Here is a 13641-nt window from a genome sequence, read left to right as displayed (position 1 = left end):
TTAACTGTCAACTGTCAACCGTAAACTGTACACTATTTAGGAGGAGGATTGATTAAGGCTTGTTAGATAATAATAAATTATTAGGTGTTTTAGCTTGTGGAATGCTCTTAACCTTTGGGGTGTTAGTAAATTTAAGGGGCCAAGTTGCTCCTTTAATCCAAGATAGCTTTCAAATCAGTTATTCTTATTTAGGCTTTGCCTTTTCGGTAATGGCTGGTGGAAGTATTATTGCTATGTTTAGTAGTGGATTTTTAATTCGCAAGTTTGGTTTAAAGAATACATTCTTAGCAGGTTTAGTAATGATCATGATTGTTTTAATTGGAATTAGTTATTTACCGACCTATCAACTTTTTATATCTGCTATGGGATTGTTTGGAATTGGAGTAGGAACTTTAAGTGTGACTAGTAATACATTAGCCTCTTTAATTTTTATTGAAGATCGTGGTAAAAAGATGAATATATTTCATCTCTTTTTTGGAATTGGTGGTATTGTTGCTCCAGTTTATGCTGGTTATTTATTGCGTAGGGGATTTGGTTGGGAAAGTGTCTATCTTTTTGCAACGGGATTAGTTCTATGTTTATTATTGTTAGGACTTTATTGTGAATTTCCTACAGTTAAGCAAGATAAAGATAAAAAGAAGTCTGTATTTTTAGAGGTAATTAAAGATTATAAGGTAGTTATTTTTGCTTTGTTATTCTTATTATATGTTGGTACTGAAATTGGGTTAATAAATTGGCTGGGAATTTATTTGAGTGATGTTCAGGGGCGAAGTGAAACAGAGATTAGTTTCTTCTTATCGCTCTTTTTTGTATTGTTTACTGTAGGGCGATTGTTGACTACTTTCATTGTAGAAAAAATAGGTTATTTGTATCTGGTTTTAATTTGTGGTGCTATTTCAGGAATTCTTATTTTTGTGGCATTAGTTGGCCCGGATCAGTTTGCGATTTTATTTTCAGTTGTAGGATTATTTATGTCAGCTATCTTTCCGACAATGCAGGCTGCTATGTTTGAAGCTTTTGAAGAGCAACTGACTATTATTATCAGTCTAACTTTGGCAGCAGGTAGCATAGGAGATGTTTTATTGGCTAATTGGCTGATGGGGGTTGTAAATGATCTATTAGGTATTCAATTTGGTTATGGGGTATTAATCTTTTATCTGATCAGTTTAATATTATTAACCGGTTGGCTGAAGTATAAATCTTTAACAGAAAACTGTTTAGCAGTTAACAATGATCAAAGTTTGAGTAAAGCTAATAATTAGTTATAAATTTATGATTAAAATTTAATTAATTGCATATCCTAATCTTGAAAAGGAGGAGGATATGATGGATCTTAGACAAGTTATGACTTCAGATGTATCAACAGTGGAGCCAAATGCACCTGTAAGTGAAGCAGCTCAAAAAATGAGAGAGTTAAATGTAGGGGCAATTCCTGTCAGTAATGGTCAAGAGCCAGTAGGGATTGTAACAGATCGAGATATTACAATTCGTAATGTTGCTGAAAATCATGATGGTAATACTGCTGTAGAGCAGGTTATGTCCAGTGGTTTGGTTTATGGGAGTCCGGATATGACGACTCAAGAAGCTGCTAATTTGATGGCAGAGAATCAAATTAGAAGGTTACCTATTGTTGAAAATGGAAATTTAGTAGGTATTGTTTCTTTAGGAGATATATCAGTTCAATCTGAAGCGGATATGGAAGCTGGGGATGCATTATCAACTATATCCATTCCAAGCAAGCCACAAAAATAATTCTAAGCTAAAAGCACCCACATGGGTGCTTTTTAGCTATTAAGTTAATCTCTAAATTTATCAGGTTAGTGAGTAGTAAAGAAGGTTTTGAATTTATAATCTAGAACTGTATATAATAGAACCCAAAATTGAATTTAACTGTTTACGAAAGAGAGGTTTTAATTAGATGGATGTCTTGTTGACAACATTGAATGCAAAGTTTATTCATTCTTCTTTAGCATTAAGATATTTGAAAAATTATTGTCATGGTCAGTTTGAAATTGATCTGGCTGAATATACAATTAATCAGGCTAGTGATCATATTGCAGCAGAGATCTATAAACAACAGCCTGAGCTGGTTGGGTTTTCATGTTATATTTGGAATATAGAACAAACTTTAGAAGTGATTAAGATCTTAAAGCAAGTTAGACCAGAGTTAATCATAGTTTTAGGAGGGCCAGAGGTATCTTATGATCCAGTTAGTTTAATGAGAGAATATCAAGAGATTGATTATATTGTGTATGGTGAAGGGGAAGAGACATTTCAACAATTATTGAACACTTTAACTACTGATCAAGCTGTTCAACAAATTTTAGGTTTGGCTTATCGTAGCGAAGAGCAAGTAGTTAAAAATCAAGCTCGTCCTGTATTAGACCTTGCTCAGTTACCTACTCCTTACTCTACTTTAGAGGGCTTAGAACATAAGATAGTTTATTTTGAAACCAATCGGGGTTGTCCTTTTAATTGTCAGTATTGTTTATCGTCTACATTGTCAAAAGTTAGATATTTTCCTTTGGATTTAGTAAAAAAGGAGCTATTAAAGCTGATTAAAGCGGATGTCAAACAGGTTAAATTTGTTGATCGAACCTTTAACTGTGATCAAGAGCGAGCACTTGAGATCTTTAAATTTTTGCTAGAAAATAGGCCTGATGAGTCTGATTTGAACTTTCATTTTGAGATTACGGCTGATTTATTGAGTGAAGAGATTCTTGACTTTTTAGAGGAGGTACCTGCTGGTTACTTCCAGTTTGAAATTGGAGTACAGAGTACTAATCCTAAAACTTTAGAATTGATCGATCGCAAGATGGACTTTACTAAGGTGGCTAAAGTTGTAAAGAGATTACAAGCAGCAGGAAATATTCACTTGCATCTAGATTTAATTGCTGGCTTACCGGCTGAAGACTATCAAACTTTTATAAATTCCTTTAATGATGTCTATCAGTTACGGGCTGGTCGGTTACAGTTGGGTTTTTTAAAATTGTTAAAGGGGTCAGGTTTAAGAGAGAAGGCTGAAGAGTATAGTTATCTTTATTTGGATAAGCCACCTTATCAAGTCTTAAAGAGTAAGTGGCTTAATTATCAAGAATTATTAGAGTTGCAGATGGTAGAAGAGGTTTTAGAAACCTTCTGTAATGCTCATCATTTTGATCATAGTTTGAAATTTATAGAGCAAAATTTCTACCAAGATCCTTTTTTATTGTGGGCAGATTTGGCAGAGTTCTGGGAAGAGCAAGGATATTATCGTTATTCTCATAAGTTAGAATCATTATATCAAATCTTGCAGGAATTTTATCAGCAATATTGTTCAAAACGGTTTGATCTATTTAATGAAATTTTAAAGTTTGATTATTTGTTGCGGAGAAGGAGGATTAATCTACCTGAGTTTTTGGATAAATACAAAATTGAAGATTATGATCAAAAATTCAGGGATTTTACTGCAGATCAAGTAAAGATAAAAGAAGTTGCACCAAGGTTAGCTGAATATTCACCACGCCAGATTAGAAGAAAGGTTCAAATTGAAACTTTTAAGTATGATATATTAGAGATACTTGAGCAACCGACTACAGAGGTTGAAGAGTCATTAATAACAGTTTTATTTAATTATGAACAGCGAGATAAAATATTTAACAAAGCTCAATTTAAGGTAGTTGAATTATAGACCTAACAGATATAATCGGAGAACTAAAATTTAAATTTTAGTTCTCCTTAAAAGCTTGCATTAGTGTTAGGGATATATTCTCCAGTGGTGGGATTGAAAGTATATTGGGTTGAGAAGGCAAAGTTGATAGTTATTCGCTCAATAATTGATTCTATAACTTCAACGAAACGATCAATTTCTGTTTTAGAGTTATAGCAGCCAAAGCTAATTCGCACCAGACCAGGACTAGAGGAGAAGTCATCTGTTTTAATCTGGTCTTTGAATCTTTTTATTTCAGTTGGAGTTAAATTTAACAATTGATGAACGTAAGGATGAGCACAAAAACAACCACTTCTTACTCCAATACCTGCTTCATGGGCCAAAATTGTAGCCACTAATGAATGTGGTAGTGGCTCGATATTAAAAGAGATAACTCCAACTTGATTAGAAAGATTATTTAGCTCATTGACACCATAGAGTTTGATTTTGGGAAGTTTCTTTAACTGTTTTAATGTATAAGCGATTAATTCTTCTTCTGTGTCAATTATGTTTTGCCAGCCAAGTTCTTCAATTTTTTTAATGCTTTCTTGTAATGCTACTGCTCCAATAATATTAGGAGTACCTGCTTCTTCTTTATCAGGTAAGTTGGCCCAAATTACATCATCTAAGGTAACAGATTTGACAGTTCCTCCTCCAGAATAATCAGGTGGTTGATTGAGAAATGTTTCTTGAGGGCCAATCAAGACTCCCGTTCCAAAGGGAGCATACATCTTATGAGCTGAAAAGGCTAAATAATCAATATGCTCAGCAGAATGATTTGGTTTAAGATCAATTGGATGATGAGGAGCAAGCTGAGCTGCATCGACTAATATTTTAGCATTATATTGATGGGCCAACCTAGCTATTTCATGAATTGGATTGACTATTCCAGTTACATTAGAGGCTCCAGTGACTGCTACTAATTTGACCTGATTTTGATACTCTTTTAATTTTCTTTCTAAGTCATCTAAATTCAATTTGCCACTAGAAGTTAAACCGCAATAAACTACCTGAGCTTTACTACGCCAGGGTAATAGGTTAGAGTGATGCTCCATTAAGGTAGTAATCACAACATCTTCCGAGCTTAGTTGTAATGAATTAGCTAACTTATTAATTGCTTCAGTAGTATTTTTGACCAAAATAATGGTATTTTTTTCCAAGTCAACTCCCATGAAATTAGCAATTAATTGATAGGTTTTTTCATAAATTTCTGAAGAAATTTGAGATTTAAAACCAGTACCTCGATCCACATTAGAATACCAAACAAGAAAGTCTTTAATCTTTTCAAAAACCTGTTTGAAACTAGGGGTACTAGCAGCATTATCGAAGTTTATGTACTGTAGGTAGCGGTTATTGCTGACAGGTACTTTAGTATTGATCCCGACAATTTCTTTTCTGACTTGTTGTTTGAAACTGGTGGTAAGCATAATTACCTCCTTTCAATTACAAAATAGTGTGAGTTTCAGTGTTTGTGTGAGTTAAAAATTGTAAATTCAGTTCTTTTAATTTAAAAGATTTTAAGGAGCTTGAGCTTAACTAACACATATCACTCACACTGGCACAGTTATATATGTGATTACTTTTAGTTTATGAATTATTCTTTTAAATTGTGATTTTAAGTAGTGAATAATTGACTACTAGGAGGTAATACTATATGTAAATCTAAGTAAATGGAGGGATTATTGATGAAGGTAAAAGTAGAAAAAGATGATTGTATTAGCTGTGGATTATGTGTCAATGAAGTTCCAGCAGTCTTTGATTGGGATGGTGACGATAAAGCTGAGGCAATTACAGATGATGTACCTGATAAAGTAGAGCAAGAAACTAAGGATGCACTAGAGAGTTGTCCAACAGATGCAATTATAGAAGTTTAGCTTTTAAGTAAGGCTAGCAATAAATTCCTAAGAGGCAGTACTTCTGCCTCTTTTATTTTGTCGAAAATTATGCTAAAATAAGAAAGGGAGGAGAAAAGATGAGATTAACTGCTTGCTTGAAGGAATATGCTGCTCAAATTGGCTTAGATGAACTTAAGGTTACAACTGCTACTTCTTTTCCGCAAGTAGAAAGATTACTTAAAGAATTAAAGGAGCGGGATTATTTATCCTCTTTTGTGAAAAATGACTTTAAGTTAATTACTGATCCTCAAGAAGTTTTGGCTAGTACTCGTTCAGTAATTGTTGTAGCGATGGCTTATTCTAATGAAGATTCTATAGTTGATGATAATCAAGATGATCAAATGGATTTAAAAGGAAAAATAGCTAGATTTGCTTGGGGGAAGGATTATCATCAGGTATTAGGAGAGAAGTTAGAGCAGTTGGTTGAATTTTTACAACGAGAAGCAGAGCAAAAAGTTGAAGCAGTTAAATTTGCCGATACTGGTCCAACAGTAGATCGGGCGTTGGCCCGGCGAGCAGGAATCGGTTGGCAGGGAAAAAACTGTAATATTATTCATCCAGAGTATGGTTCTTGGATCTTTTTAGGAGGGATTATTACCAATCTTGATTTAGAGATTGATTCTCCTATAGAAGATAAATGTGGTGATTGTAAAAGGTGTATTGAAGCATGTCCGACTGGTGCTTTAGAGGATGGTTATCTATTAAATAGCAATCAATGTTTAGGTTATATAACCTTAAGTAAAGGTTATATTGATCATCAAGATAGAAAGAAGATAGGAACTAGATTATGGGGTTGTGATACTTGTCAAGAAGCCTGTCCTCATAATCAAGAGGTAACTACAGGTGATCATGCTGAATTTAAACCACAGAATCTAGCTTCTAGAACAAAATTAACTTCATTATTAAAGCTAACGGATGAGAGTTATCAACAACAGTTTGGAAAGGCAGCGATGAATTGGCGAGGCAAACGTCCAATCCAACGGAATGCTGCAATAATTTTGGGTAATTTAAAAGATAAGCGGGCTATTGATGATTTGAAGGATGGATTATCTGATCCTAAACCAATAGTTAGAGCACACTCAGCTTGGGCTTTAGCTGAAATTGGAGTTGTTGAAGTAATTAAAGATTTAAGGCAAGCTTTAGAGATTGAAAATGATAAGCAAGTTAAAGAGGACTTAAGGTTAGCACTTGAGAAATTGAATAATAAATAATTGCTTAGTATTATGAGAGTCTTTAGAGAGGAGAGGTTTTATTTTGTCTGCTGAAATGATCTTTACTTTTTTAGGTGGTTTGGGTCTGTTCATCTATGGGATGATGCAGATGAGTGAAGGCTTACAGAAAACAGCTGGAAAGAAACTTAAAAGTTTATTAGCAGCTTTGACGACAAATCGAGTGATGGGGGTTTTAGTAGGAGCTGGGGTAACATCTATTGTTCAAAGTAGTAGTGCGACCAGTGTAATGGTGGTTGGATTTGTAAATGCTGGTTTAATGAATTTAGTACAATCAATCGGAGTAATTATGGGGGCTAATGTAGGGACTACAATTACAGCTCAGATGGTTGCCTTTGATTTAGGAGAGTATGCTTTTCATTTTATTGCTCTTGGTTTTTTTGTTCATCTATTTGCCAAGAAGCCAAAAGTTAAGTATATAGGTCAGGTCTTATTAGGTTTTGGAATTTTATTTTTAGGGATGAATGTAATGAGTGATACGATGAGACCGCTACGTGATTCACCAGTCTTTTTTGATTTGATGGAGAGATTTGCTGATTATCCAATTTTAGGTGTTTTAATTGGAGCCCTAATTACAGTAGCAGTCCAGAGTAGTACTGCTGCTATGGGAATTTTGTTAGGTTTATTTGCAGTAGAGGCTATCAGTTTCCAAGCTGGAATTCCAATTATTTTAGGGAGTAATATTGGAACGACTGTGACTGCAATTTTATCTGCTATTGGAGCTAGTATTAACGCTAAGCGGGCAGCTGCAGGTCACTTTATTTTTAATGTATTAGGTTCAGTGGTTGTTCTAATTTTACTATATATAATTCCTAATTTTGCAGCAGCAATTGAGGTGCTTTTGATTAATTTTTCTGAAACCTTTGGCTTTACAACTACTCCTACGCGGTTAGTGGCAAATGCTCATACGATCTTTAATATCCTAAATACTTTATTATGGTTACCTTTTGTTGGCTTTATGGTTCGAGCAGTCAAGTATATTGTTCCTGGTGAGGATATGTCCCTTAAGCGTGGCTTAAGTTATCTAGATGAAAGAATGTTAGAGACTCCTAGTGTTGCTGTTAATCAACTCAGTAATGAAGTAATTAGGATGTTTGAAATCGCTCGAGATATGGTAAATGACTCTGCAGATGCATTTTTAACTAAAGATATAGAGTTGGCTAAAGCAGTTAAGTGTAAAGAAGATATTATCAACGAATTAGAGGAAGAGTTACTCATCTTTTTAACTAGAATACCACAAGCTAAATTGTCAAAAGGTGATGTGCAAATGATTGATATGTATTTTGCAATGATTGATGCTATTGAAAGTATAGCAGATGACGCTGATGAACTTTCTGAACTAGTACTCCATGATTTAAATAATCAAATTGTCTTCTCTGAAGAAGCAAGACAGAGTCTTAAAGAAAGCTTTTTAATTATCTTTAATTTATTGGAAAAGACAATTGTGTTATTAAAAGAAGAGAATTTAGAATTAGTTGATGAGATTCTTGCTACTGAATCAAAGATGGATCAGTTGGAATTGAAGTATCGAGATAAACATTTAGAGCGGCTCAGTCAAGATGTTTGTATTCCTAGTGCAGGTATTATCTATTTAGAAGTGCTTGATAGTTTAGAGCATATTAGTGATCAGACTGCTGATATTGCTTTGACTTTAAAGGAAGCAAAAGAGATGGAAGAAGAAGTAATTTAAAATCTAATGATACTTAAGTTAGATTAGCTATTATTGTTGACCCATTATAGAAGGAGTTGACAATAATAGCTTTTTTTAATATAATTTTTGTTAGTAATTAATAATTAGTGACTAGTGATTAGTGACTAGTGATTAGTGACAGGTAATTAGTTATGCTCGTTGTGGTTCGCTTTGGAGTAAGGGGTATTTTGTTAGTACGATTGGGAATGCAAGCTCTAAAACTATTAAGAGATATATTCAAAATCAAAATTCTAATTAGAAAGCGAGGTGATTATAGTGATTAAGAAATTCAAACCAATTAATAAAGCACATAAGTTTAGAATTTATCCTAATCAAGAACAACAGGAGTTAATTGATAAGACTATTGGTTGCTCTAGATTCATTTACAATGAATTTTTAGCAAAAGCTAAAGAAGATGAGTACCAATCATACACTAAATATTCTAGACAACTACCTCAACTAAAGAAAGAATATAAGTGGCTTAAAGAAGTTGATAGTATAGCTTTACAACAATCTCTTAAAGACCTAGATAGAGCCTTTAAAAACTTCTTTAGTGGTAAATATAATTATCCTAAATTCAAAAGTAAAAAGAAAGCTAGACTATCATATAGAACACAAAAGTTTATCAGACCTAGTGGTAGTACAAATATTGAAATTAAAGATAACAAAATTAAATTGCCTAAATTATCTTGGGTTAAGTTTGCTAAATCTAAAGAAGTTAAAGGCAAAATCAATAATGTTACAGTTTCTAAATCTAGAACAGGCAAATACTATATTTCAATTAATGTTAGACAAATTTTAAAAACTGTTGTTAACAATAATCAAGGAAAGTTAGGATTAGATTTGGGTATTAAGGATTTTTTAACTACTTCTGATGGAAAACATATCTCAAACCCTAGACATCTTTCTAAATATGAAGATAAATTAGCCAAACTTCAAAAGAGATTAGCTCGTAAAGAAGAAGATTCTAATAATTGGCATAAACTTAAAAAGAAAATTGCTAAAGTTCATACTAAAATTAAGAATATTCGTAAAGACTTTTTACATAAACTGTCCACTAGATTAACGAAGGAGAACCAACTTTTAGTTCTAGAGGACTTGAATGTAAAGGGAATGCTTAAAAATTCTAAACTAGCGAAACAGATTTCTGATTGTGCTTGGAATATGTTTACGTGCGACTTGTTGCTAAATTAAAAGTTTAGCCTAGTTATCGGAAGATAATTAGAACTAAGAGACCTAAATAGTCAAATGAGAGGGTAACGCCTTGAAGGGCTGTCGATAATACTCCGAATTGCATTTGGTTAATTAAGTAATGAAATGTAATAAGCTCGGTGAAGTCAAGTGAGATTAACCCCTAACTTAGCTTTGCTAAGAGGAAATGTACCTAGAGATAGGTAAGGTTAAGATAACTCGGTCGCCTATAAAATACCTATGATTAGTATGTACCACAAGGTACTGACGAATCTCTGGAAGTACGGGTCTAAAATATTAATAATCAGAAATGATCATATCAACAATAGTTTGAGGTATGTGGGGTTAGTAAGATTGTAAACTATGAAAATCCTTATACACTTACAGGGTGTATATCCATACCAAAGTGGAACATACAGGCTCAAAGGAGAAATCTAAGGGTATATGTACAGGTAAGGTCTTTTGGAACAAGGGAAGCTAACAACATGGAGGTCTTAATACTGATGAAATGGTGGTATGGAAGATTTTAATAACATACCTTAATGTTAGTGATAGTGTTGGCATTAACCGATAATACTCTAGTAATGTAGAGTTAGGGATAGCCAATAGTCAATATTCTAAGTTATAAGATATATCATTTTTAGCATAAGGTTCTTCGTGAGACTAAGAAAGGCGAAGTCTCTTTTCAAAAGGAGGTTTTAGCCGACTTATGACTGCATTAGCAGAGAATTATGTTGAGTATCCTAAGAAACAAAAACTAAGGAATAATGAGTATTATGATACCCAAACAATACAGGATAAACTGTATAAGTATAGTCAAAAAGGTTACGATTTTAAGAACTTAATGCAACACATAACTTCAAGGAAAAATATTTTACTTGCTTATCGTAATATTAAAAGGAATACAGGTAGTAAGACTAGAGGAACTAACAATACTACTATAGAGGACTTGGAACAATGGACTACTCAAAAATTGGTTGACTATGTAAGAAACAGATTAGAATATTACAAACCTCAACCTGTTAGAAGAGTTTACATTCCTAAACCTGATGGTAGAAAAAGACCTTTAGGTATTCCTACAATGGAAGATAGACTTATCCAACAATGTATGAAACAGGTCTTAGAGCCTATTTGTGAAGCTAAGTTTCATAAGCACTCATACGGTTTTAGACCTAATCGTAGCACCAAACATGCAATAGCAAGAATATCAACTTTAATGAATAGGAGTAAACTTCATTACTCAGTTGATATTGATATTAAATCTTTCTTTGATAATGTTGACCACAGTAAGTTAAAGAAACAATTATGGTCAATGGGAATTAAAGATAAAAAATTAATATCAATACTTGGTGCGATGCTTAAAGCAGAAATTGAAGGTGAAGGAATCCCAAATAAAGGTACACCTCAAGGTGGAATTATCTCACCTTTACTATCAAATATAGTTTTAAATGAATTAGATTGGTGGTTATCTAATCAATGGGAAACCTTTAAATCAGACTACAAATACAGTAAAAGCAAGAGTAAATACAGGGCATTAAGGAAATCAAACCTTAAAGAAATATATATAGTCAGATATGCTGATGACTGCGCGCTTTACCACACGTTGTTGCTAGCAAGTTGAAAAGTACTTGCCTTTGTAAAACTAAGCAAAGTAGCTTGAGGTCGGGTAATATGCAGGCAACTGCTATGCCTAAGCGATCTGACAAACGTCCTCGAACCTAGACAAGGGGCGGAGGCAAAGTTACAGACCGTACCGGAAGGGAATCTTGAATAAAGTATCGTCAGCGTATATTCGGCTGTTATATCTAGGAGAGTCGAAGTAGGGATGGTTGAACTTCGAGTCGTTGAGTGAAAGCAGAACCTCAATAATTATGTTGAGGCATCCTCGGTACAAAGAGAACGGTATGTAATGACAGTAACTCGTGAAAGTAAAGGAGGCCCGTTCATATCTGAAAGGTAAGACGATATATAAGTAGAGGAACTATGAAGATATCGTCAATGTATGAATTGGGAGTCGGAACAGGTAATAGTAACGATGATGAAAAAGACAACATAACTTTTTCTAGTGAAGTATCTGTGATTTAAGCTAAGTTTCGAGAGGAGGAGGAGCTACGTGATTGCCGATAAGGCTATATACACGTCATTAGACAAGGTTCGAGTACTTCAGCAGAAACTATATCTTAGTGCTAAAGAGAAACCGAATAAGAGGTATGGAATTTTATATGATAAAGTATATCGTATGGATATACTAAAGAGAGCTTGGTGTCAGGTGAGGCAAAATCAAGGTTCTGCGGGGATAGATGAAGTTAGATTGCAAGCTGTTGAAGAATATGGAGTTGAGTTATATTTAAAACAACTACAAAAAGAGTTACAGGAAGGGATATACAAACCGAAACCAATTAGACGAGCATACATTCCCAAAGAGCCATCACGCACCGAAATGAGACCATTAGGAATACCAGTTGTTAAAGATAGGATAGTACAGGCGGCAGTTAAAATTATAATTGAACCAATACTGGAGGCAGATTTTCAGGATTGTTCTTATGGTTTTCGTCCTGAAAGAAGTCCACATGATGCAATAAGAGCTGTACGCCGGCATGTAGTCAATGGATATACAAATGTAATTGATGCTGATTTGAAATCCTATTTTGACACTATCCCGCATGAAAATTTAATTAAGACAATTAAAGAGCGGATAAGTGACCCCAAAATTATTAAAATGATAAGATGTTGGTTAAAAGCTGGTATTATGGAAAAAGGAAAGATAACTTTTTCTGACACAGGAACACCACAGGGAGGAGTTATTTCTCCTCTTTTAGCTAATGCATATCTGAACCTATTGGATAGGAACTGGAATAGACTAGGATGGAGTAAAGAAGCTAAATTGGTGCGATTTGCCGATGACTATGTAATCCTCACCAAAGGTAATCCAATGCCGTGGTATAAGAAAATGAATAGACTAATAGAGAGGTTAGAATTGACTCTGAATGAAAAGAAAACAAAGGTTACAAAAGCTGAGGAAGGTTTTAATTTTCTCGGTATGCACTTTCGGAGGAAGTTATCTCGAAAGGGTAAGATGTGGTGCTATATCTGGCCATCGCAGAAAGCAATGAAGAAGATAAGAAATAAAGTAAAAGCATTGACGAAGGGAGATTATACCCCAAAAATAGAATATATAGTTGAGAAAATTAATAGAAAGTTGATAGGTTGGGGTAATTATTTTTGTCGTAGTAACTGTGCTGAACATTTAATCAAATTAGATAATTATATAAAACAGAGGATAAGGATATGGCTTAGACGAAAGCACCAGAAGCGAGGACACGGGAATAGAGATTATGATACTCATTTCTTTAGAAACATAGGTCTATACTTTTTATCGGGGCGAGTTAAATACTTGCCTCTCTGAATGCTTAAGAAGAAAGCTTGGTAGAAAGCCGGATGAGGGAAAACCTCATGTCCGGTTTGTGGCGGCGGGGTTTGGAAACTGACAAGGCTGGGATATTGTGACACTCACAGACGAAAGGGTGAGCAAACGGAGAACACAAACGCCAACCTAAATTAGAGCACCAGACTTCGACCCTACTCAAGATTATGTGTAGAGATTATGAAACAGCCAGCAAGATTAAAGTAGCCACAATCAAGTGGCTAAAGGAAAGACTTAACCTTGAAGTTAGTAAAAAGAAAACTAAAATTACCAACCTTAAAAGGACTTATACTGAATTTTTGGGTATTAAACTCAAAGTTAGGAAGAAAGGTAATAAATATGTATGTAAATCTAGAGTAGTCAATGGTGTTAAAAAGAAGATAGCTGATAAGCTGAAACACCAAATTAAAAGAACTAATGAAGAAACTACTGTTAAACAAGTATCAAAACCCCTATGTGTTAGGATAGTTGTCGTAAGGAGTAAAATCTGTGTATAATAAAGTAACGACAATAAATCCTAAGGA

General features: G+C 34.1%; 10 protein-coding genes and 1 pseudogene. 10 read left to right on the top strand and 1 reads right to left on the bottom strand.

What is annotated here, in order from left to right; all coding sequences use genetic code 11:
* Positions 1 to 59 precede the first annotated feature (59 nt).
* From MWH28_RS02610 to MWH28_RS02600, 3 genes are all read left to right on the top strand, one after another.
* Complete coding sequence (locus MWH28_RS02610; RefSeq protein ID WP_248617710.1) at positions 60 to 1262, top strand: MFS transporter; 1203 nt, start codon at positions 60 to 62, stop codon at positions 1260 to 1262.
* Positions 1263 to 1326: 64 nt separating this feature from the next.
* Positions 1327 to 1752 carry a CBS domain-containing protein gene (locus tag MWH28_RS02605; RefSeq protein WP_248617709.1) on the top strand — a complete coding sequence of 142 codons (426 nt, stop codon included), beginning with the start codon at positions 1327 to 1329 and terminating at the stop codon, positions 1750 to 1752.
* A 166-nt stretch (positions 1753 to 1918) separates the two neighbouring features.
* Entirely contained in the window at positions 1919 to 3670 is a 1752-nt protein-coding gene (locus MWH28_RS02600; RefSeq protein ID WP_248617708.1) for a B12-binding domain-containing radical SAM protein, read from the top strand.
* Positions 3671 to 3717: 47 nt separating this feature from the next.
* On the opposite strand, the gene MWH28_RS02595 is transcribed toward MWH28_RS02600, so the two are convergent.
* The gene (locus tag MWH28_RS02595; RefSeq protein ID WP_248617707.1) at positions 3718 to 5115 is read right to left on the bottom strand and encodes an aminotransferase class V-fold PLP-dependent enzyme; all 1398 of its coding nucleotides are present in this window, start codon (positions 5113 to 5115) and stop codon (positions 3718 to 3720) included.
* 258 nt (positions 5116 to 5373) lie between these two features.
* On the opposite strand from MWH28_RS02595, the gene MWH28_RS02590 reads away from it, so the two are divergent.
* The 7 genes and pseudogenes from MWH28_RS02590 to ltrA all read left to right on the top strand — a co-directional run bounded on the left by MWH28_RS02590 (position 5374) and on the right by ltrA (position 13099).
* The gene (locus MWH28_RS02590) at positions 5374 to 5562 is read left to right on the top strand and encodes a ferredoxin (RefSeq protein ID WP_248617706.1); all 189 of its coding nucleotides are present in this window, start codon (positions 5374 to 5376) and stop codon (positions 5560 to 5562) included.
* Between the two features lie 98 nt (positions 5563 to 5660).
* Positions 5661 to 6794, top strand: coding sequence for a tRNA epoxyqueuosine(34) reductase QueG (gene queG, locus MWH28_RS02585; RefSeq protein WP_248617705.1), 1134 nt, complete (start codon positions 5661 to 5663; stop codon positions 6792 to 6794).
* A 43-nt stretch (positions 6795 to 6837) separates the two neighbouring features.
* Positions 6838 to 8502: a Na/Pi cotransporter family protein gene (locus MWH28_RS02580; protein WP_248617704.1), complete on the top strand. Its 1665-nt coding sequence runs from the start codon at positions 6838 to 6840 to the stop codon at positions 8500 to 8502.
* A 145-nt stretch (positions 8503 to 8647) separates the two neighbouring features.
* Positions 8648 to 8761, top strand: a complete 114-nt coding sequence (locus tag MWH28_RS02575) for a transposase (protein ID WP_248617898.1) — start codon at positions 8648 to 8650, stop codon at positions 8759 to 8761.
* 17 nt (positions 8762 to 8778) lie between these two features.
* Entirely contained in the window at positions 8779 to 9696 is a 918-nt protein-coding gene (locus tag MWH28_RS02570) for a transposase (RefSeq protein ID WP_248617703.1), read from the top strand.
* 706 nt (positions 9697 to 10402) lie between these two features.
* Positions 10403 to 11287: pseudogene (locus tag MWH28_RS02565) on the top strand (reverse transcriptase domain-containing protein); the annotation flags it as partial.
* A gap of 645 nt (positions 11288 to 11932) precedes the next feature.
* Positions 11933 to 13099 carry a group II intron reverse transcriptase/maturase gene (gene ltrA, locus MWH28_RS02560; protein ID WP_248617701.1) on the top strand — a complete coding sequence of 389 codons (1167 nt, stop codon included), beginning with the start codon at positions 11933 to 11935 and terminating at the stop codon, positions 13097 to 13099.
* The last annotated feature ends 542 nt before the right edge of the window (positions 13100 to 13641 follow it).

Source organism: Natroniella sulfidigena, assembly GCF_023223645.1.
GTDB classification, from domain to species: domain Bacteria; phylum Bacillota; class Halanaerobiia; order Halobacteroidales; family Halobacteroidaceae; genus Natroniella; species Natroniella sulfidigena.
This window is presented reverse-complemented; position numbering and strand designations above follow the sequence as displayed.

What these genes read in the sequence shown, in the direction of transcription:
- MWH28_RS02605 (WP_248617709.1), top strand. Translation starts at nt 1,327, where the DNA reads ATGGATCTTAGACAAGTTATGACTTCAGATGTATCAACAGTGGAGCCA.
- MWH28_RS02600 (WP_248617708.1), top strand. Translation starts at nt 1,919, where the DNA reads ATGGATGTCTTGTTGACAACATTGAATGCAAAGTTTATTCATTCTTCT.
- MWH28_RS02595 (WP_248617707.1), bottom strand. Translation starts at nt 5,115, where the DNA reads ATGCTTACCACCAGTTTCAAACAACAAGTCAGAAAAGAAATTGTCGGG.
- MWH28_RS02590 (WP_248617706.1), top strand. Translation starts at nt 5,374, where the DNA reads ATGAAGGTAAAAGTAGAAAAAGATGATTGTATTAGCTGTGGATTATGT.
- queG (WP_248617705.1), top strand. Translation starts at nt 5,661, where the DNA reads ATGAGATTAACTGCTTGCTTGAAGGAATATGCTGCTCAAATTGGCTTA.
- ltrA (WP_248617701.1), top strand. Translation starts at nt 11,933, where the DNA reads ATGGATATACTAAAGAGAGCTTGGTGTCAGGTGAGGCAAAATCAAGGT.